The organism is Rhizobium acaciae, from assembly GCF_025941625.1.
GTDB lineage: Bacteria > Pseudomonadota > Alphaproteobacteria > Rhizobiales > Rhizobiaceae > Rhizobium > Rhizobium acaciae.
Map to the genome: position 1 here is coordinate 23,972 of NZ_JAPCZO010000021.1, position 19,297 is coordinate 43,268.

The following is a 19,297-nucleotide window of genomic DNA, read 5'->3' on the forward strand; positions in this document are numbered from 1 at the left end:
GGAAAAGCGGCGCATGCCAAGCTGTGACACCTGATATAACAGCACGGTTTCAAACAACCCTTAGGAAAATTCCTTGAATTTCCATGCTCGTATAAGTCGTTTATTAACCACGCGCGCAAACGACAAAACGGCGCCCGCGGGCGCCGTTTTGTCGTTGATGATATGACAGTCCTTAGTGGGCCGCTGGTGCCGGTGCTTCGCTGGCCGGTACGGTCTCGACGATCTTGACGGGTGCGCCCACCTTCTTCGGCTGACCGGCGGAGCTTTCCTTGACCTCTTCCTTGGAGAGATAGTCGAGCTGCTCCAGCATCACGTCGGCGACGTATTCGCCGCCGAGGCGCTCGTTCATGCCCTTCTTGATCTCCTCGCGGAAAGCCTTCGGATCGAAGGATTTGATGTGAGCGATATCGACCATCTTGTTGCCGACCAGCAGGCTGAAAAGCTCGTCCGTCGTCATCTCGCTCAGCGGCAGCGTCACGCCTTTCAGCATGTCCTTGTTCATCATAAACGAAACGCGGCCGAGGAAATAGCCGGTGATCGCACCGTTGCCGATGATCGGCACCGTGATCGTTTCGCCCTTCACCAGTTCAAGCGCGCTCTGCTTGGAATCCGTTGCTGCGGGCGCCGGCGCGGTCGCCAGGTACACCGAGAAATAGACCGATGCCAAGGTGATGGCGCAAACCCAGACACCGGTGAGGACGAGCTTGATCATCAGTTTCCACGCGCGGCGAATTGTTCCTGGGAATAGGTGCCGTCGGCGTCGGCGTCCTGAACTGCGTTCTTCAGCAGGTCGGCGACAGCGCGAACCGCTTCGAGATGTGCCTCGACGCGACGGGCGTTGAGAACCAGCTTCTTCTTCAGGCCGTGCAGCTGATCGAGATGGGCAGCGGCAAGCTCGGCCGGATCGGTATCGCGGAAAAGCATCGACAGCTCGTAGAGGCAGCGGCTCTTATGCGCATTGGAGACCTTGAGATCGAACTGCGGATCGTTGCCGATCCGGGTGTTCTCATTGTCGATGATCATTTCGAGGCGTCCGAGAACGGATTTGATCCTGTATTCGTTCGAAATTATTTCCATGGTACCCTCGGTTATGCTTCGCTTAGAGCATGATGCCAAAAACGTACGCGGTTTTCGGACGACAGCATGCTCCAACTGTTTAATTGGAACGGGATTTGGATTTTTGGCCAACCGGCCTAAGATCATCCTGTTCTATCGGTCTTGGCGTCGGCGGTCGGCGTGCCAAAGGTCTTACGCTGGAAGTCGTCGATCATGCTGAGCGCGGTGTTGCGGTCATCGTCGTCGGTGGAGGCATTGACGATCTTGCCTTCCTGCCGGCGCAGAAGTTCGCTGTACATCTGCTTGGCGATGCCGATGCCGTCACCCTTGGCCATGGTGTTGCCGAGCTGTTCGGCCATCATGCCTTTCCAGATATCGCCGGTCGCGCCCTTGCCGTAGACCTCTTCGCTTTCGCTCGGCAGCATGGACTTGACGAAATTCTGCAGGACCATGGCCTCGAACTTCCGGTAGCTTTCCGGAACTTCCTCGGTCTTGGTGCGGTTCTGGATGTTGGCGAGGCCGCTCTTCTGGCCGACATGATCGAGAACGTCGACCGTATTGGAGAAGCCCTTGCCATTCTCGGCGAGGCTCGTTGCGGCAAAGGCCGCACGATTTGCCTTCAACTTTTCCTGGGCCGCCTGAACCTCCATGGGGTCGGCAGCTTTGACAACGTCCAGGACCAGATCACTGGGAGGCGAAATAGCCACGTTACAATCCTCTGAATTTAAGATCGTAACGACTATGGTTTTTGAAGCTTGCTGGAGGCTGGCGTTGCGAATTGCTGATCGATGACATCGTAGACGGCATTGTCATCGGCCTCACGGCGCTCGACTTCCAGGGCTTCCTTCATGCCGTCTTCAAGGCGGTCGCCCTTGGCGCGCTCGCGCGTCAGCCGCATCTCGTGGATCTGCTGCATGCCGGTCAGCTGCTGGTCCTTGATGGTGAGCCTGCCGAATCGGTCGGCGTAATTCTGCGAGAAGGCGTGGTGGACGGGGTCCATCGAGCCGAGCGCGAGGATGACGTCGTCCATCGCCACATTGACCTCGACACGCTGGCGGCTGGTTTCGGCCAGGTCGTTCTCGGCCATTCTTTCGATATGCCGCTGCACCGAGAGCAGCCGCTTGAGCTTCTGGGAGCGCTTCTTTTCGATCATATCAGCCTCATCGTCCGATATAGATCGAGCCGAAGGACTGGCCGAACTGGCTGACCATCGCCGCAATCGAGAAATAGATCAGGAAGAGCCCGCCCATCAGCAGATAGGGCGTGGAGATGAAGTAGACCGGGATCTGCGGCGCCAGCTTGTTGATGAAACCGATCGAGACGTTGAAGATCAGGCCATAGATCAAAAACGGGCTCGACAGCCGCAGCATGATGTAGGTGGTCTGCTCCAGCGTATCGGTAAAGGAGATCAGCGTCGCGCGCATCTGCATCAGGCCGCCGAAGGGCATGGTCGTATAGGAATCGATCAGCGCGCGGAAGACGATGTGATGGAAATCCATGATGAAGAGGATCATCATGCCGGCAAAGGTGATAAAGGCCGACAGGCTGGTCTCCGGCGTGTCTTCGAGGATGTCGGCGGAACCCGGCTGGGTGTAGCCGACCATCATGGCGGTGATCGAGGCGGCGAACTGCATGCCGAGCGTGTAGATCCTCGCCAGCATGCCGTACATCACGCCGATCAGCGATTCGCTGAAGATCAGGCCGATATAGGTTCCGGCACTGGTGTGAACGGCCGGATAGACGGTATCCCAGAGCAACGGCATGACGGCGATCGAGAGCGCGCCGGCGATGAAGACGCGAAGCTGTTCGGGCACGCGCGCCGAGGAAAAACCCGGAAGGGCCAGCACACAGCCACCGATCCGGCAGAAAACCAGAAACAGCGCGAGAACGGTCCCTTGCGGGTCTGTTATCATGAAATAGAGCCCAAAATCTTTATCTCGATGCCCTTGGCCAGTTCGACATGCGACAAGACCGGGAGCGTGGCGAACAGCCGTTCGATGATCATGCGCACATAGGAGCGTGTTTCCGGCGACGTGACAAGTGCGAATGGCAGGCCGCGATCCATGAACTCACGGATAACTTTGGTCGCTTGCTCACTGAACTCCTCCAGGCTGCGCGGATCGATGTCGAATTCGATCACCTCGCCCTTGGCGTCGCGCTTCAGCGCCTGATGGAAAGCGAGATCCCATTTGCTGCCGAGCCGCAGCACGCGCAGCACGCCGTTGTCGGCGAGGTCGCCGCAAAGCTGCTGGGCCATACGGATGCGGACATGCTCGACGATCTGCTCGGTCTTCCTGACATGCGGGGCGAGCTCGGCCACCGCCTCGAGGATAAGGTGCAGGTTGCGGATCGAGACGCGTTCGGCAAGCAGCAGCTTGAGCACCGCCTGCAGGCCGGAATAGGACATGTGCGACGAGCAGATCTCGTCGGCAAGCTTCTTGTATTCGGGATCGAGCCGATCGATCAGCACCTTGACGTCCTTGTAGGACAGAAGCTGCGGCAGGTTGTTGCGGATGACCTCACTCATATGGGTCAGCACGACGGAGACGTTGTCGATCGGCTGGAAGCCCTCGCGCTTCAGATCGTCGGCGAAGTTTTCGAGGATCGAGACGGCAGGCATGCCGAAAGCGGGTTCGCGGATTTCGTCGCCGGGAATGCTCGGCCGGCGACCGGCGCCGGTGACGACGAGGACTTCGCCGACGCGCAGCAGGTTGGAGGCGACGGTCGTGCCGTGGATGCGGATCTGGTAGGACTTCTCGGCGATGGCGATATCGTCGGTCACCTTGATCTCGGGCACGACGAAACCGTATTGCGTGGCGAACTTCTTGCGCATCTTGCCGACGCGGAAGGCAAGCTCCTGGTGGGCGCCGAGCAGGCGCGTCGAGACCATCTTGCCGAGTGCGAGCTCGATCTCCGAGGTGCGCAGCACTGCCTTGACCGAATCCTTTTCCAGTTCCTTGTTCTGGACGACCTTCTTTTCTTCCTGCTCGCGGCGAAGCATGTTCTCTGCCTCGACCTGACGCGGGATGAACCAGGCGCCGAAAGCGAGAAGACCGCCGAGGACTACGAAGGGCACAAACGGCAGACCCGGCATCAAGGCCAGGATGAACATCAGCACCGCCGAGACGGAAAGCGCACGGGGATAACCGCTCAACTGATTGACGACCGCCTGGTCGGTGGAGCCGGTGGTGCCGCCGCGAGAGACGAGAAGGCCGGCGGCGAGCGAGACGATGAGAGCCGGCATCTGCGAGACGAGGCCGTCGCCGACGGAGAGCTTGACGAAGACGTCAGCGGCTTCGCCGATTGGCATGCCGTGGCGGAAATAGCCGATGATGATGCCGCCGAAGATGTTGATGCAGGTGATGATCAGGCCGGCGACGGCATCGCCGCGCACGAATTTCGACGCACCGTCCATCGCACCGAAGAAGGAGCTTTCCTCCTCGAGCTCCCTGCGCCGGCGCTGAGCTTCCCTCTCGTCGATGATGCCGGCCGAGAGATCGGCGTCGATCGACATCTGCTTGCCGGGGATGGCATCCAGGGTGAAACGCGCGCCGACTTCAGCGATACGCGTGGCGCCCTTCGTGATGACGATGAAGTTGATGGTGATGAGGATCAGGAAGACGATCAGACCGATGACGAAGTCGCCGGACATTACCAGGCTTGCAAAACCGGCGATGACGCCGCCAGCTGCGTCATGGCCTTCATTGCCGTGGGAGAGGATCACGCGTGTCGTCGCGATGTTCAGCGCCAGCCGGGTCATCGTCGCGATCAGCAGAATGGTCGGGAAAGACGAGAAATCGAGCGGTTTCTGGATCCACAGCGCGACCATCAGGATCAGCACCGAGAAGGCGATCGAGAAGGCCAGTCCCATGTCGATCAGGAATGGCGGGATCGGCAGGAAGAGAATGCAGATGATGCCGATGATGCCGAGGGCAAAACCGACATCGCGCAGGCTCGGGGCGACTTTTGGAAGGGGGAGTGCAGGTGGTTGCGCCATGACGATTCCGTCTCTTCATGAGAGGAGGCGGACATGCAGCCCGCCCAATTCGGATCGAGAGTTAAATGGCGAAGCTTGCGCGAAGGTGGCTCAGAAGCCGGACTGGATGCGCGAGAAGACCAGATTGGTGAAAATGGATATCTGCGAGCCGACGAAAGGCGCAGTGACGCCGACCGTGATGAGAACCGCGACGATCTTCGGCACGAAGGTCAGCGTCGCTTCCTGCACCTGGGTCAGCGCCTGGATCAAGGCAATGACCAGACCCACCACCATCGCCGCGACGACGGCGGGACCTGCGGAAATCAGGACCGTCCAGATCGCCGCCTGGAACAGATCCAATGCATCAGCTTCATTCATCCGAAGGCAACCTCATATCGCCTTGAAGCGGCCCCGCCGTGGCCGGACCGCCATTGATTGGTATCATCCGAGCATGCGGCGCACCGGCGCCGTGGGTATCAGGTATCGCTGGTCGGCGCCTTGTCGGCAACAGTGATTCCCGCCTGCACGAGTATATTACCGCCATCCGTGGTCGTCGCAATGATTCCGTCCGAATAAACCTTGACGGATTCGATGGTGCCTTTGACGGTGCCGTCGGCGCTTTCCATATATTTGCCGACGTAGCTGCTGGCCTGGGTGAGGCTCGAGCTTGCGAGCAGCGTGTCCAGCTTGGTGTTGGTCTGGATCGTCTGTTCGACCTGCGAGAAGCTCGCCAGCTGCGACATCTGCTCGCTGGCGTCGACCGGATCGGTCGGATCCTGATTCTTCATCTGCGCGATGAGCAGCTGAAGGAAATTGTCGTAGTTCAGCGTCGCCTTCTGCTGGGCCGAACTCGTCGAGGTCGAAGTGCTCGTCGTGCTCACGCTTGATGTGGCATCTACCGCCATGGTGCAATCTCCCTGCGAATCTGCTCGACCATCGTCGGCGGCATTTCGTGGTTGTTGAGGATATTGTCTTCGATCGTGTAGAGGCCGCGGATCGCCTTCAACGCATCGAAGGCGCGGCCGGTCGAGACGAGCGCATCGATGCGCTTCAGTTCGGCGAGGATTTCCTCGTTCTTGAAGCAGGTGAGCAGCATGGTGATCGACTTGCGGAACATCGCCGTCGAGTGGTCCTTGCCCTCGGGGTTGATGAGGATCATCTGCGCGATGAAATAGAGCTGACGCAGCGGCGTCGTGGCTCCCTCCGGCTGGAGGACATGGTTTTCGAGAAGGAACGTCACATCATTCAGGAATTCCAGCGCGACCTTGCGGTCGACGCGCAGGACGGCGCCGTTGATGAAGATTCTTTCTCCGGCTTTCAGAGAAATGCGAAGTGTACTTTTCATTTAAGTCCATCCCTGATGATGGTGGTAACGTCGATGATGCCCTGGTAGTTATTAGACTGACGTTTTCTGATCCTGTCGCATTCCTTCAATATCCAGATCGCGATCGAGATGAGGTTGGCCCTGAGCTCGATCTCCAGCTGGTTGTCGGGATGTTTCAGATCCTCGATGAAGCTGATCCACACCCGGCGGGTATAAAACAGGGCTTCAATGGCTTCCCGGCCGTATTTTTCCTTTTCGCGCGCCAACGACAGCAGGTCTATGGACCGGTCAAGAACCTGCCATTCCCGCTCTTTCGCGTCGGCCACCGAGTCCTGCATGACTTCGGCATATGAGAACTGATACATTCATGCATCCTTCTTTATTGCGCGCCTTTGCTCATCAAAGGTAGTTTACAAGACTCAACTGCTGGATCTTCGAGACGATCGTGTAAGCGGTTTCAAGCTGCGTTTCCAAGGTCTTGACGAGGGTCGAGGCTTCGTAGGGATCGACGCCCTGGAGATCGACGAGCTTGTTCTTGATGATGTTGGACTGGGCGTCGAGGGCGTCGTTGGACTTCTTGACGCGCTCCTGGGAAAGGCCGAGCTGGCTTGCCTGGGTCACGAGGCCGCTGGTCGCCTTCGTCGTATAGCTGATCGCCTGCTTGGACACAGTACTCATCGCATCGCTGCTGAGGCCCTGGCCCAACAGTGCCGAGGTCATCACCGAGGCGAGCGCGAAGTAACGCATGCCCTCGGAATTGGCATTGGTCGAGGATTCGATCACTTCGGAGTTGCTGATGCGGCTCGTCATGTTCTGGCTCGATGCCTGCGACCAGCCGGTCGTCGGGTCGGTCCAGGCCGCCTCGGTGAACATCGGCTCTACCGTCGTGGTGATGAAGGTCTCCATTTCGGTGCCCGTGAGATCACTTACCGACTTGCCGAGACCTGTCGCATACGTGTTCAATGCGGTGACGATGTCAGCGCTCGTCGCGGTGGTCTTGTCGGTGAGTGGCTGAACATCGGTATTGATGCCGGAGAACAGATATTCGCCGTTCACCATGGTATTGGCCGTGTCCATCATGGTGGAGAGCGCGCTGGTCGCCGACTGGATGGCGACGGTGATGCTGCCTGGGTCGTGGCTGCCCTGGAGAGCCGTCAGCTTCGAAACGAGGCCGTCGCCGACATCCTTCATCTTGGAAAGGCCGAGCTGCGAGGATTCCATGCGCGCGGTGACAAGCGAATTGCTCGATTTGATCGAGGCTATCCGGTCGACCTCGCGGCTGAAATCCACGCTCCTGGCGGCATTGCCGCCGAGCGAGACGCCGATATCGGCATAGACTCCCGTCGTCGCTTCCATCGTCGCCTTCGTCATCTGGTTCTGCGCCTGACGGATGGTCAACCGCATCGCATTCTGAATGGCCGAACTTGAAATAAATGAGCTCTTCATGGCTTAACTCGCAATATCCAGCAATGACTTCAACATTTCGTCAACGGCGTTCAGGATCTTGGTTGCCGCCTTGTAGGACTGCTCTATGTCGAGGAGCAGAGTCAGCTCCTCGTCGAGGTTGACGCCGGTCTCATTGGAATAGGCTTCGTCGGAGCGCGACAGCGCCGCCGAGGTGTTCTCCGCCGCCGTCGTGGCGTTGCTGCGGTACTGCTCGAGCCAGCCAAGCGAATTCGTGGCGAATTCCATGATGCTGACGTTCGAATCGATACCCGTCGTGGCGTCGAAACCGACCGGCGTCCCCGCCGCCGGATCGAAATCAATGTCGGAGCCCAATGCGGTATAGAGACGATCGAGTTCAGTCGTATAACCGCTGGCGCCTGACGTGTTCAGGACGAGGCCGGTCAAGTTGATGCCACCATCGCGCAGGCGCATCGGATCGCCGCCTTGCGAGGTGATGACGCGGCTGCTCACCGTGATGGTCGCCGCCATGCCGGCAACCGCGGTGGCGCCGGTATCGACCGTACCGCCGCTCCAGGTGAAGAGGCCTGGCACATAGGCCGGACCGGCCACCGTGTTCTGCTCCTTGAAGAGCGAGACCAGGCCGCGAGCGACTTCGTCGAGCTGCTTCTGGAAGTTCGGGGCGATTTCGTCGCGCACCTGGAGGAGAGACTGAAGGCTTCCCTGCCCCGTCGTCGTCGAGCCACTGCCGCGCGGAAGTGCCACACCGTCAACATAGACCGAGTTGCCGGCGATGGTCGCGGTATAGACGTCCTGAGACTTGAACGTCACCTTGCGCGGGATCGTCTCGAAGAGGATCGTCCCGTCAGACGTGCTCAGCACCATGTCGTTATTGTCGCGCGTCGTTGTGTTGACACCGACGATCTGCGAAATCTGCTTGAGAGCCTTTTCACGTTCGTCGAGGGCGCCGGAGGCATCCGCACCCGAGGACGTGGCGGTCTTCACCGCGTTGTTGGCCTTCTCGAAGTCGCTGAGGAGTGTATTCAGCTTATCGACGTCGGTGGCGATCTGCTTGTCGGCGGTGGCGCGAACGTTCTGAACGGATTGCGAGGCATTGTTCAGCGAGTTGGCGACGTCCTGGGCGGCGGTGATGGCGCCCTGAGCGGCGACAGTGCTGCCCGGCGTCGTGCGGAAGGCCTGAAGCTTCTGCTGGAAAACACCGAGATAGGTGGATGGCGACGTTTCGTAGTCGTTGCCACCCACGATTGACTTCAGGTCCTCGAGACCGCTCAGCAGGGTCTGCTGGGCGCTGTCCTGAGAGGATGTCTTCAGGTATTGGCGCAGCAGCGCCTCTTCCTGCGCCCGGTCGATCTTGACGACCTGCGCGCCATTCAAGGACGTGGTGAGCATCGCCTGCCGGCGCACGTAATCTTTGTTGCCGGCATTCGAGATATTGTTCGATACGACACTGCTCTGAGTGCCCGTATTGTTGAATATGCTCTGCGCGGTATTAAGTGCTGACGTGAGCGACATGGCTTACCCGGTACCTTGCTTATCTCTTGAGGTTGACGAGAACGTCCATAATGTCGGAACCCGTCTGGAACACCTTGGAATTGGCGGTATAGCTGCGTTGCGATTCGATCATCTCGGTCAGCTCGCCGGCGAGGTCGACATTCGAGCCTTCGAGGGCACCTGCCTTGATCGTGCCGAGACCGTTGGTCTGCGGGAAGCCGGTGACAGTGACGCCCGACTGGCCGTTGGCGCTGTAGACGTTGCCGCTCATCAGCGTCAGCTTGTCCGGGCTCGCGACGTTGGCCAGCGGAATGCGGTAGAGCGGCTTGGTGCTGCCGTCCTCGTATTTGGCGTAGACGATGCCGTCACCATCGACCGTGACGTCCTTGACCGGGCTGGCGGCCTGGCCGTTCGGCGTACCGGTGCCGGCAAAGTCGGCGCCGAGCTGCGTGAAGCCCGTGAGATCCATGTCGATCATCTGGCCGGTCCTCGCCGTATCGTCGATCGTGACGGCACCCGTCGAGTTGGTTATTTTTCCAGTGGCGTCGAAATCGAGCGTGGTCGTGCCGATAGCGGCGGTGCTGTAAGGGAAGGAGGTCGTGCCGCCCGTCGCAGCATCGGCGTTGCGGAAGATCGCAACTTCCCAGGTGCTGGCAGTCGCAGGAGTTGCCGGCGGCGGTGTCGTGACCGAGGTCTTCGTGAAATAGAAGTCGTACATCACCTTGTTGCCGAGAGAGTCGTAGGCGACCATCGAGAACTTCTTGGTGTCGGCTGTCGTGGTGGCACTGTTGGCGCTCGGGCGATCCGCCGCGGTCGAAACGACATTGGCGCCGGAATCGAGGTTGCCCTTGAAGACCCCTGATGTCGAGGCGATGGCGGTCAGCCCTTCCTGATTGACATTGACGGGAACGAGGCCATCGAAGCCGTTGACGACGACGGCGGGAGAGCCGGCGTCATAGGAATAACCCATCAGCTGAAAGCCGGCGGCGTTGACGAGGTTGCCTTCGTCGTCCTTGGTGAAGTCGCCGGCGCGGGTCAGGACCGGCGTACCGTCCGCACCCTGGACGATGAAGAAGCCGTCGCCCGAGATCGCGAGGTCGGTGCTCGAGGTGGTGTAGGAAATATCGCCCTGGTCGGAAACGGCCTGGCGGACCGAGGTCTGAACGCCGCCGGAATTGTAGTTGCCGCCCGAGGAGGGCAGAACCAGCGACGAGAAGCTCGTCGACACAGCCTTGTAACCGGTGGTGTTAACGTTGGCGATGTTGTCGGCGACGGTGCTGAGGCGGTTCGCCTGCGCGTTCATCCCCGATACTGCCGTCTTCATGCTGCCGAAAATGCTCATCTGAAAACCTCGTTTTACATGTTATGCACGAGAGTATTTGTCGGGCCTTGCGTGAAGCTGTCTGTCATGGCGAGTTGCGAGGCCGGATATTGAGGTTCAGCCGGGCGCCGCCGCCCGGCCGAGAAATCAGGCCCAATCGATGCAGTAACCAAGGAAGCGCTTGGAATCGACCGGATCGACGCCGAGCTTTTTGCGCAGCTTCTTGCGCAGCTTCGAGATGTGGCTTTCGACGACGTTCTCCTCGACCTCTTCATCGAAGATGCCGTAGATGGCGTTGAAGATCTGGGTCTTGGTGACCCGGCGACCGCGATTGGCGATCAAATATTCGAGGATGCGGCGCTCGCGCCGGGGAAGTGCGAAGACTTCGCCGTTGATCTCGGGGTCACGACCATCCGAGAAGACGCGGATACCGCCGATCTCGGTGTAGTTGGTGATCGCCTTCAGCCGGCGCCGGATGGCAGCCGCCCTTGCGAGGATCTCGCGGGGATGCACCGGTTTGCGCACCACGTCGTCGACGCCGCAATCGAAAAGCGCAAGAGTGTTTTCGAGCGAGTGCTGGTCGCTGACCGCAATCACCGGCGCCATCGACCGGTCCCGGATCGCCCGGGGCAGTTCGAAGTTGCGCTGGCCCTGACCGATCAGAAAGGCCTCGACTGCAGCTATGTCGGAATCGGCGGCGGTCTGTACCCACTCGCCAAATTCCGCTGGATCAAAGCCGGTGGAGGGAATGCCCTCACGACCGAACAGAGATGTGTATCCATCTTTCACGAGCTCACGCTCATCAACCACTACGATCATTCGTCCGCCTCCGAATCAGTGTGGCACTTCGATGATCTATGGGTACGAATCGCACGAATCGGCGACAACTCGTTAAAGTTAATGGCAGAAACTAATAATTGATTAAGATCTGGGTAGCGATTTGATCTATATCTAGTGGGTACACCTGATTATGCACACCAAAATTTCGTGGAAAAGTTAACAGTCGGTTAAATATGACTTGCGCAGGGGATTCCCGCCGGATTCCCGCCACATTGTGACACAGTTTCGTCACAATACGCCTCTTCCATCTTTGGTTGAATCAATTTCGGCAAAAGTTACTCGCATTGAGAGTCCACTTGCCGTAACCCGTAGCCACGAGATTGGAGATGACGCGGCAGACATATTGCTTCTGCGCCGGATTGTTGTTGGGTCCAGCATGGTATCTGGCTACCGCCATCGTCCATGTCTCGTGACGGTCATGCAGATTGCGGAGGAATTTTGCCGCATACTCGACGTTGCGATGCGGGTCGAACATCTCCTCAGCGGAGCGGAAATTCTCGCCGTGAAAGTAATGGTTGATCTGCATGCAGCCGATGTCGATGAGCTTGGCGCCGCTGCTGCGGGCGACATCGAACTGCCGCATCGCGTCCTGCTCCGAGGGCGGAAAGATCGCCTTGCCTTCGACGTTCATGGCGTAGGGATAGAGCGAGCCCTTGCGGCCGGTCTCCGTCAGACCGACCGAATAGAGGATGCCTTCCGGGATGCCGTATTTGGCCGCTGCCGACTGGATCTCGCGTTCGCAGGCGCCGGTGGAGGCGATCGCCTCAGAGGTAAACGCCGCCAGTGCCGCTGCTGCCGCCAGAACGAGTGTCTTCAATACTGGTATCGCCTGCGCCATTGAAGCCTCCGTCCGTCCGCTGTGCCGTCTGATTTTGGCGCTCGCGCGCCTCGCCGCCCTGCCCCTGTTGAGGAAGCGACTGCTGCTGAGAGGCCTGGCCCTGATTGCCGGCGTCGGGACGCTCGACCGGCGCCATGCTGATGGTGACGTTTTCGACCGCGTAACCCTGGCTGCGCAGAGCTTCGAGAATCTTGCCGTGATCTTCCTTCATTTGACGATAGGCCGCTCCGGTATCGACCTTGAGGTCGATGTTCAGGGCGTCGCCGGACAGGCGCATGGTCGCCGTCACCAGGCCGAGATCGAGCGGGTTCATCTGGATCTTCAACGTATTGACCACCTTGCCGGTGCTCGTCCATTCCGCCGCGTTGGAGAGCGCCGAGCTCGGCTCCATGGCGCGCGCCCATTCGGTATCGCCGGCGAGAGCGGCGGTGACGGCGGCGGAATTCGTATTTTGCATCAGGCCGATATAGCGGCGCGATTCGAGCACCGAAACGTTTTCGACATCGGCCTTCTTCGTGCCATCTTTCGGCCCGGCCTGATCCGTGCCGATGTGGACATCCATCGACACGCCGCGGCCATCGGCGCGGCTCAACCAGAATGTCTTGCCATCGGCGGCTTCGGCAGTCTCCGATCCGGGAACCTTGATGTCATTCGCCTTGCCGCTCTCGTTATTGCCGCTGACCGCGGCAAGAGCGTCGGACGCATGGCCGCCCGCCTTGGCCTCGATACTATCGAGGCTCTTGTCGCCCGCTCCAGCCTGGTCGACCTTGGCGGAGAGGTGATGTGCGGTGGCCGCCGGCAAAGTCACGGTCCCGTCGGCAGGCTCCTGCTTCAGCAGACCCAGGACATCGGAAATGCCGCCGTCATCATCGTCGCTGACCTTGTCCGTATCGGTTTCCAACGCGTCGGCCTTGGTGTGTTTGCCGCCCTTGGCTGCCGGAGCGACCTCGTCTGCGGGACTGTCCTTCGGATCGAGCTTGCCGAAGGCGAGATCGGCCGGCATTTTGACCTCAGCCTTTACGGGCTTTGTCGTGGCCTTTTCAACACTGGCAATCGTTTCCGGCTGCACCTCCGCCTGTGCCTTCAGAGCGGCGTCGCTTAGGTCGATCAGCGGCTTTGCACTGCTGCGGCCGCGGATCGTCCGCGCCACTTTCTCGGCGCCGCCATCGGCAGCCACGCCCTGATCCGGCTGCGCATCGTCGGGCTCGCCATTGACGGCATCGCTGCCTGCCTTGGCAAGCGCGTCGAAGAAGCCGTTCTTTTGGCCGTCGGCATCACCTTTTCCGGCCAGTCGCGCGGATTTCGCAACCGCAGCCGTCTCCGTACCGGAGGCTCCGCCCGAGACGCTTATATCCATCATTGTTCGTTGCCTTCCTGCGCCAGAAGACCGTCGATCTCGTCGAGCTTGGATCGACTGGTCGTCACAAATGCGTTGAATGAGGGGTCGGTATCCTGGCTTTGGCCAGTCGATGCCACACCTCCCGGAACAGGCTCGGAAAGCGCGCCTGGCGCTCCCGGTTGCATGGCTATCGCCGCAGCCTTTTCAGAAGTGATTTCTTGATGATCAGTGTTAGGATTGGAGGCTTGCGTCAAGCTTGCCGGGTCGGGAGCGCGCAGGATCTGCTCGGCAACGGATCGCGCCGCCTCCTGCAGAGCCCGATCCCGCCGCGACAGCGCATTGCCGTCGATGCCGCTGACATTCTTTGCTGCCTGATCGATATCCTCCGTGGGAAGGCCGGCCATGCCGCCATAGAAATCCGCGAGCGGACCGAAAGCATTGTCGGTGCCGCCGCCAAGCGACTGCACGCGTCCGACCGCCATGCGCGCCAGCTCCGGCTTGCCTGATATAGCGGCGGCGCGGGCGATACGCAGATAAACCTCGCGTTGGCGGGGTGCGTCCATGAAGGACAGGATGTCAATGACATCCTGCGGTTTCACGTCGTGATCGTGGCCGACGACGAGGGTGACGAAAAGATCGGCGAACTGGCTGGCATAGGGCGAATGCAGGAATCGTCTGACATAGCGCTGTGAATAGGCCATTCCCCTGTCGAGCATCCCCTTGTCGACGCAAATGGCGACTGAGCGGCGCAACGCCGCCTCCTCGACGATCGTACCCGGCGCGGCAAGACGCGCCTGGTCGTAGAGATCCAGCGCGTCTGTCGGTTTCGTCGCGATCAGCACGTTGCCGCCGATCAGCGCAAGGTAGGGTCCGATCTTCTTGTCGCGATATTCCCTGGCCGTCTCCTGCAGCGTCTTGGCGACGAGGAGGCCCTTGCCGCTCAGATATTTGCGCAGCACGTCGGTAACGCGGTTGTCGAAATAGCCGTTGACGTCGTGGGCGATCAGATATTCGAGCGTCTGGGGATTGCCGCCGCTCATCGTGTAGATCAGCGCTGCGTCGACATTGCGGTCGTCGTCGAAGATCGAGGGATTGACGGTGCGCAGCCGCTCGTCGATCGTGCCCAGCATGAAGCGCTGCATCTCACCGGCCGAATGATCGCCGGTAACGACGGAATCCTGCACGAATTGCAGCGACCGCAGCATCTTGTAGGGCGCGAGATCGTCCGAATCCTGCGCATTGGCTGCGGCCGGCGAAAGCATCGCCAGGCCGAGGGCCACAAATCCGACGTAACGATGCTGCCGACGCGCCATTCGACTATCCTTGATCCGCCTGCACCAGAATCTCGATCCGGCGGTTGGTCGCGTTGAACGGGTCAGACGGCAGCTTCAGCCTACGGTCGGCGAAGCCGGAGACCTGGGAGATGCGTTTCTCGTCGAGCCCGCCACGTACAAGCATGTAGTAGGCGCTCTGGGCGCGGTCCATCGAAAGCCGCCAGTTCTCGTTCTGCGTGCCCTTATACTGGCGACCGTCCGTGTGGCCGCGGATGGCAACCGCACCACCCCTCTCCTTCAGGATCGCGCCGATCTTTTCCATGGCGAGCACCATTTCCTGGCGCGGAACCGCAGAACCGATATTGAACATCGAATCGTCGCTCTGGTCGGAGATGCTGACCAGCAATCCGCCTTCGGACGCCGTCACGGTCAGGCCTTCGGCGAGCTTGCCGGCCACGCCGCCGATCTGCTGGGCGATCTGCGCCTGCAACTGCTCGGCTTCCTTCTGCTGCTGCTCGGCCTCGGCGGCACTCTTGTCCGCATCCTTCTGATGATCGGCGTCCTTCTGAGCGTCGGCCTTCTTGTCTTCGGGCGATTTGCCACCCGGCGTCTTGCCGTCCTTGGCCTCGACCGCGCCCTTGGTTTCCTTGGTTTCTTTGGTTTCCTGGGCACCCTTCTGATCGGTGGTCAGCGGTATCGGCTTGGCATCCTCAAGCTTGGCGATCTCGGTCGTCTCGCTCTCGACCGCCTGGTCGTCGCTCTTGCCGGGCGGCAACGGCTTGCCGGCCGTCGTGACCTCGACCTGTTTCGTCCAGAAATCCGGATCGAAGGGATCACGATAGGCCTCGCCGCCATCGGCGCCGGTGGCCGGGCCGGAATCGGCGGCACCGCCATCGCCCTTGGCGCTGACATTGGCCTGCTGGCCGACTTCCTGGGCGATCTCGGCGAGAACCGAATAAGGGTTTTCGAAGAAATCGGCCTCGGAATAATTGGTTTGGTCGCCGGAGGTCGATGTCTGGTCGTCACCATCCGCCGCGGCCTTGCCGTCGTTCGGATCTTCTTCCTTCTGTTTCGACTTCTCCTGCTTCTCCTCACCCTCGGCATTGTCGACGGGCTTCTTCAGGCCCTTCTCGGTCGGCTTTTCGTCGGAGAGTTTGATCGGATTGAAGTAGGTCGCGACCGAGGCCTTGGTCTCCTCGTTAGCGGCATTGACCAGCCACATGACCAGGAAGAACGCCATCATCGCCGTCATGAAGTCGGCATAGGCAATTTTCCACGCACCGCCGTGGGCGCCATCGTGATCACCGCCGCCATGTCTCTTGACGATGATAATCTCGTTCTTGCCGTGGTGGTGGTTTTCGCCTTCGCTCATTCCAGAACTTTCTTCAAGCTGGCCGCCCAGGCGGACATACGGGTGACGATAACGGAATCACCGATTTCGACGGCAAGATCGATATCGTCGGTCTCAAAGTGGCGAACCGCGCCGGCATGTTCGCCGAGCTCGGCCTTCAATATGTCGAAAAGCCGGGTCGGGCCCCTGACGACGATTGCTCCGGCCGCGCCTTCGAGGATCGCATCACGCAGCAGGGCGGCGAGGCTTTCGGCAGCCTTGGCGGCGAGCGCTTCCGTCATCACAGGCGCGATGACCTGAGCAGCGCCGGCGCTGACCAGCTGAGCGACCTCTTCTGCAATATCGCGGATGCGGGATGCAATGACCGCCGCCGCCTCGACTTCGTAGCGAAGCTTCAGTTCCTCGAGTTCACGCGCATGGACCTCCGCCAGCGCCCGCGCCTCGCGTTCGTATTTCTCGGTCAATTCCACGGTCGCTGCGGCATGACCTTCCGCATAGGCTTCGCGGCGCTCCGCCTCGACGTCGATTGCGGGTTCGCTCGGCATTTCGGGGAAATCGTCGCCGCCGAAATCGTTCATGTCGAGGATCGGCGCTGACGATTCCGGTTCACCGAAATCCTTCAAATACCGGGAAAGCGTAATGCTCATAAAAAACCATCCAGCATTCGGGAGGCATGCAGCATGCCCGCCCCCGCTTAAAGTGACCTTGCGCGCCGGCATCCCCTTCGAAACGGGCAAGGGCCTGACCCTGCACCGGCATGGATTCGGACGATGCCTTCATGCCGGAAACTAGGCAGTCAAACTTGCGCGAGGATGAATGGCGCCGCCGCCACTCGTGATCGCGCCCACCCCTATTCCAGCAGGATCAGGATCTTGCTGGCGGCCGTGTTGAGGATCGAGATCGCTTCGACGGCCATCTGCTTCTGGGTCTCGATCGCCTTCTGCCGGATCGAAGCTTCGTCCATGTCGGTGTCGACGAGCGCGCCGACGCTCTTGTCGATCGAATCGGCCAGATCCGCGGTATAGTCGATCTGATCGTCGATGCGCGTCTTCATCACGCCGATGGACGCGGCCGTCGTCGTCAGCGAGGAGAGAAGCGCGTCGGTGACGTCAAGCATGTCGGTGAGTTGCGCATCGGTCGTGTTGTTGTCGATCGCAATTTCCGTACCTGTCGCCGGCGTGGTCGAGTTGGCGTTCAAAAGATAGTAGTTGCGCGACGTCGCACCGCTGTTGTTGATCGCGTTGGCATCGACCGACTTGGTCAGCAGGCCGCCGCTCGCATTGTTCTTGTCGATGAGGATGGTCTGCGACGATGGGAAATCTATGGTCTGGGCTTGGTATTCGCCGGTCGGAGCGCGCACGAAACCGGAAATGATCGACCATGTCGGCGGCGCAGCAGTGTCGCCGTTCAGCAGCCAGTTCTCTCCCGCAAACGACGTCGATTCAACGATCGTCTGCAACTGCTCTTTGTATTCACTGATCTCGGCGTTGATCTTGTCCTTGTCGGTGCCCGGCTCTCTTGCCGAAACCAGCTTGGCGCGAATCTCACCTATGAGATCGATCGCCGAGTTCATCGCCGTATAGGTCGCATCCACCTTGGCAGCGCCAAGACCGAGCGCATCTCCGACCGTTCCGAGATTGGTGCTGTCCGAACGCATGACGGTCGCGACCGACCAGTAGGACGCATCGTCGGCGGCCGTCTCGATACGATATCCCGAGGACACTTGCTGTTGGGTCTGGCTGGCTTCTTTGTTGATGCTGCGCAGCACCGCAAGCGCATTCACCGCGGCCGCGCTGGTAATCTTAACGGTCATCGACAGGTCTCGGAATCGGGGTGAAAGGGCAGGCCGGATTGCCGGCGGCGACTGGGGTGGCGTCATGCCTCCGGCAGGGTTTCCACCGGTGTGTCGCAAAAGCAAATCAACTCAAAGCGAAGTTAACTCGATATCAACCTGTTGGGCAAGAGCGCGGCGCCGAGCTTGGCGCGTCGACAGAAATTTCGATCAAACTATTGATATAAAAGAAGGAACCGCGCCGTTTCGGGCGCGGTCCGGGAGGCTTTACACGTGCTGCCAGACGATGGCGCAAGATTCGGTCCAGCTTCAGCGCCTGACTTAGCTGCGGAACAGCGTGAGGATGTTCTGAGCGCTGGAGTTGGCGATCGACAGCGACTGAATGGCCAGCTGTTGCTGGGTCTGCAGGGCGCTGAGCTTGGAGGATTCTTCTTCCATATTGGCGTCGACGAGGCGGCCGACACCGGAGTCGATCGAATCGCTGAGCGCGCTGACGAAGCCTTCCTGCAGCTCAATGCGAGTGGAAATAGAGCCGAGCTGCGATGCAGCCTTGGTCATCGCCTCAAGGCCTGCCTCGATCGACGTCAGGGCCATGGAGATCTCAGGCGAATCGAAGTTGGTGATGTCCATCGAGTAGATCGAGCCGATCGTACCGGATGATGTGCCGATAAGGCCGGAGCTGGTCTCGATCGCGCCGGTCGAGTCCATGCCGAAGAGAACGTTGCCCGCCGAGCTCGTGTCCAGAATGTAGTCCGTCGTCTTGACCGAGACATTGCCGTTGCCATCGCGGACGAACGAGGAAACGACGCTCTTGGTGCCGTCAGCGCCGGCAACCCAGTTTTCACCGGAGAAGGAAGCCGATTGCGCGATGCTCAGGAGCTGCTGCTGCAGCTGGCCGATTTCTTCCTGCACTTTAGCCTTGTCGACACCCTTTTCGGTTGCAGCGACGATCTTCGCCTTGATCTCGCTGATGACATCGATGGCACTGTCCATGGCGGAGTAAGCGGTGTCGACCTTGGCGGCGCCGAGGCCAAGAGCGTCGGAAACGGCGGAAAGTGCCTTGTTGTCGGAACGCATGGTCGTTGCGATCGACCAGTAGGCGGCGTTGTCGGCCGCCTTTTCGACGCGGTAACCCGATGATACGCGGTTCTGCGTGTCCTCGAGGCTGTCGTTGATTCCGCGAAGTGTCTGAAGAGCGGCCATTGCCGCGACGTTCGTCAAAATGCTGGTCATGAAATGATTGCCCCTTGTCGGCATGTGGAAAAAAGGG

General features: G+C 60.0%; 21 protein-coding genes. All 21 read right to left on the minus strand.

Annotated features, from left to right (window positions below; translation table 11 throughout):
* Positions 1–172: 172 nt before the first annotated feature.
* The 21 genes from OLZ32_RS28360 to OLZ32_RS28460 all read right to left on the minus strand — a co-directional run bounded on the left by OLZ32_RS28360 (position 173) and on the right by OLZ32_RS28460 (position 19,260).
* Positions 173–712: a hypothetical protein gene (locus OLZ32_RS28360; RefSeq protein ID WP_003545577.1), complete on the minus strand. Its 540-nt coding sequence runs from the start codon at positions 710–712 to the stop codon at positions 173–175.
* The gene (locus OLZ32_RS28365; RefSeq protein WP_003545575.1) at positions 712–1,077 is read right to left on the minus strand and encodes a hypothetical protein; all 366 of its coding nucleotides are present in this window, start codon (positions 1,075–1,077) and stop codon (positions 712–714) included. The genes OLZ32_RS28360 and OLZ32_RS28365 overlap by 1 nt, the downstream gene beginning before the upstream one ends.
* 122 nt (positions 1,078–1,199) lie before the next feature.
* Entirely contained in the window at positions 1,200–1,763 is a 564-nt protein-coding gene (locus OLZ32_RS28370) for a rod-binding protein (RefSeq protein ID WP_017990290.1), read from the minus strand.
* Positions 1,764–1,795: 32 nt separating this feature from the next.
* Positions 1,796–2,209, minus strand: coding sequence for a hypothetical protein (locus tag OLZ32_RS28375; RefSeq protein WP_003545570.1), 414 nt, complete (start codon positions 2,207–2,209; stop codon positions 1,796–1,798).
* Positions 2,210–2,216: 7 nt separating this feature from the next.
* Entirely contained in the window at positions 2,217–2,969 is a 753-nt protein-coding gene (locus OLZ32_RS28380; RefSeq protein ID WP_017990289.1) for a flagellar biosynthetic protein FliR, read from the minus strand.
* Positions 2,966–5,053, minus strand: a complete 2,088-nt coding sequence (gene flhA, locus OLZ32_RS28385; protein ID WP_168268991.1) for a flagellar biosynthesis protein FlhA — start codon at positions 5,051–5,053, stop codon at positions 2,966–2,968. Before flhA ends, OLZ32_RS28380 begins: the two co-directional genes overlap by 4 nt.
* A 90-nt stretch (positions 5,054–5,143) precedes the next feature.
* Positions 5,144–5,410 carry a flagellar biosynthesis protein FliQ gene (gene fliQ / locus OLZ32_RS28390; protein WP_003545565.1) on the minus strand — a complete coding sequence of 89 codons (267 nt, stop codon included), beginning with the start codon at positions 5,408–5,410 and terminating at the stop codon, positions 5,144–5,146.
* A 98-nt stretch (positions 5,411–5,508) separates the two neighbouring features.
* Positions 5,509–5,937, minus strand: coding sequence for a flagellar hook assembly protein FlgD (flgD, locus tag OLZ32_RS28395; RefSeq protein WP_003545564.1), 429 nt, complete (start codon positions 5,935–5,937; stop codon positions 5,509–5,511).
* Positions 5,928–6,377 (minus strand): flagellar biosynthesis repressor FlbT, encoded by a 450-nt coding sequence (gene flbT, locus OLZ32_RS28400; RefSeq protein WP_003545563.1) that lies wholly within the window; start codon positions 6,375–6,377, stop codon positions 5,928–5,930. The genes flgD and flbT overlap by 10 nt, the downstream gene beginning before the upstream one ends.
* The gene (flaF, locus tag OLZ32_RS28405) at positions 6,374–6,721 is read right to left on the minus strand and encodes a flagellar biosynthesis regulator FlaF (protein ID WP_003545562.1); all 348 of its coding nucleotides are present in this window, start codon (positions 6,719–6,721) and stop codon (positions 6,374–6,376) included. The genes flbT and flaF overlap by 4 nt, the downstream gene beginning before the upstream one ends.
* 34 nt (positions 6,722–6,755) lie before the next feature.
* Complete coding sequence (locus OLZ32_RS28410; protein ID WP_264397745.1) at positions 6,756–7,802, minus strand: flagellar hook-associated family protein; 1,047 nt, start codon at positions 7,800–7,802, stop codon at positions 6,756–6,758.
* 3 nt (positions 7,803–7,805) lie between these two features.
* Entirely contained in the window at positions 7,806–9,293 is a 1,488-nt protein-coding gene (gene flgK / locus OLZ32_RS28415; RefSeq protein ID WP_003545560.1) for a flagellar hook-associated protein FlgK, read from the minus strand.
* A gap of 19 nt (positions 9,294–9,312) precedes the next feature.
* Complete coding sequence (locus tag OLZ32_RS28420) at positions 9,313–10,614, minus strand: flagellar hook protein FlgE (RefSeq protein ID WP_003545559.1); 1,302 nt, start codon at positions 10,612–10,614, stop codon at positions 9,313–9,315.
* A 126-nt stretch (positions 10,615–10,740) separates the two neighbouring features.
* A complete protein-coding gene (gene rem, locus OLZ32_RS28425) occupies positions 10,741–11,412 on the minus strand; it encodes a transcriptional activator Rem (protein ID WP_003545558.1) in 672 nt (223 codons plus the stop codon).
* A gap of 280 nt (positions 11,413–11,692) precedes the next feature.
* Positions 11,693–12,250, minus strand: a complete 558-nt coding sequence (locus OLZ32_RS28430; RefSeq protein WP_017959005.1) for a transglycosylase SLT domain-containing protein — start codon at positions 12,248–12,250, stop codon at positions 11,693–11,695.
* A complete protein-coding gene (fliK, locus tag OLZ32_RS28435; protein ID WP_264424084.1) occupies positions 12,198–13,631 on the minus strand; it encodes a flagellar hook-length control protein FliK in 1,434 nt (477 codons plus the stop codon). Before fliK ends, OLZ32_RS28430 begins: the two co-directional genes overlap by 53 nt.
* The gene (gene motC, locus OLZ32_RS28440) at positions 13,628–14,923 is read right to left on the minus strand and encodes a chemotaxis protein MotC (protein WP_264424086.1); all 1,296 of its coding nucleotides are present in this window, start codon (positions 14,921–14,923) and stop codon (positions 13,628–13,630) included. The genes fliK and motC overlap by 4 nt, the downstream gene beginning before the upstream one ends.
* 4 nt (positions 14,924–14,927) lie before the next feature.
* The gene (locus OLZ32_RS28445; RefSeq protein ID WP_003545554.1) at positions 14,928–16,256 is read right to left on the minus strand and encodes a MotB family protein; all 1,329 of its coding nucleotides are present in this window, start codon (positions 16,254–16,256) and stop codon (positions 14,928–14,930) included.
* On the minus strand, positions 16,253–16,882 hold the full coding sequence (locus OLZ32_RS28450; RefSeq protein ID WP_264397736.1) for a hypothetical protein: 630 nt from the start codon (positions 16,880–16,882) through the stop codon (positions 16,253–16,255). Before OLZ32_RS28450 ends, OLZ32_RS28445 begins: the two co-directional genes overlap by 4 nt.
* Positions 16,883–17,085: 203 nt before the next feature.
* Positions 17,086–18,048, minus strand: coding sequence for a flagellin N-terminal helical domain-containing protein (locus OLZ32_RS28455; protein ID WP_003545552.1), 963 nt, complete (start codon positions 18,046–18,048; stop codon positions 17,086–17,088).
* 300 nt (positions 18,049–18,348) lie between these two features.
* Positions 18,349–19,260, minus strand: coding sequence for a flagellin N-terminal helical domain-containing protein (locus OLZ32_RS28460; protein WP_003545550.1), 912 nt, complete (start codon positions 19,258–19,260; stop codon positions 18,349–18,351).
* Between the last annotated feature and the right edge of the window lie 37 nt (positions 19,261–19,297).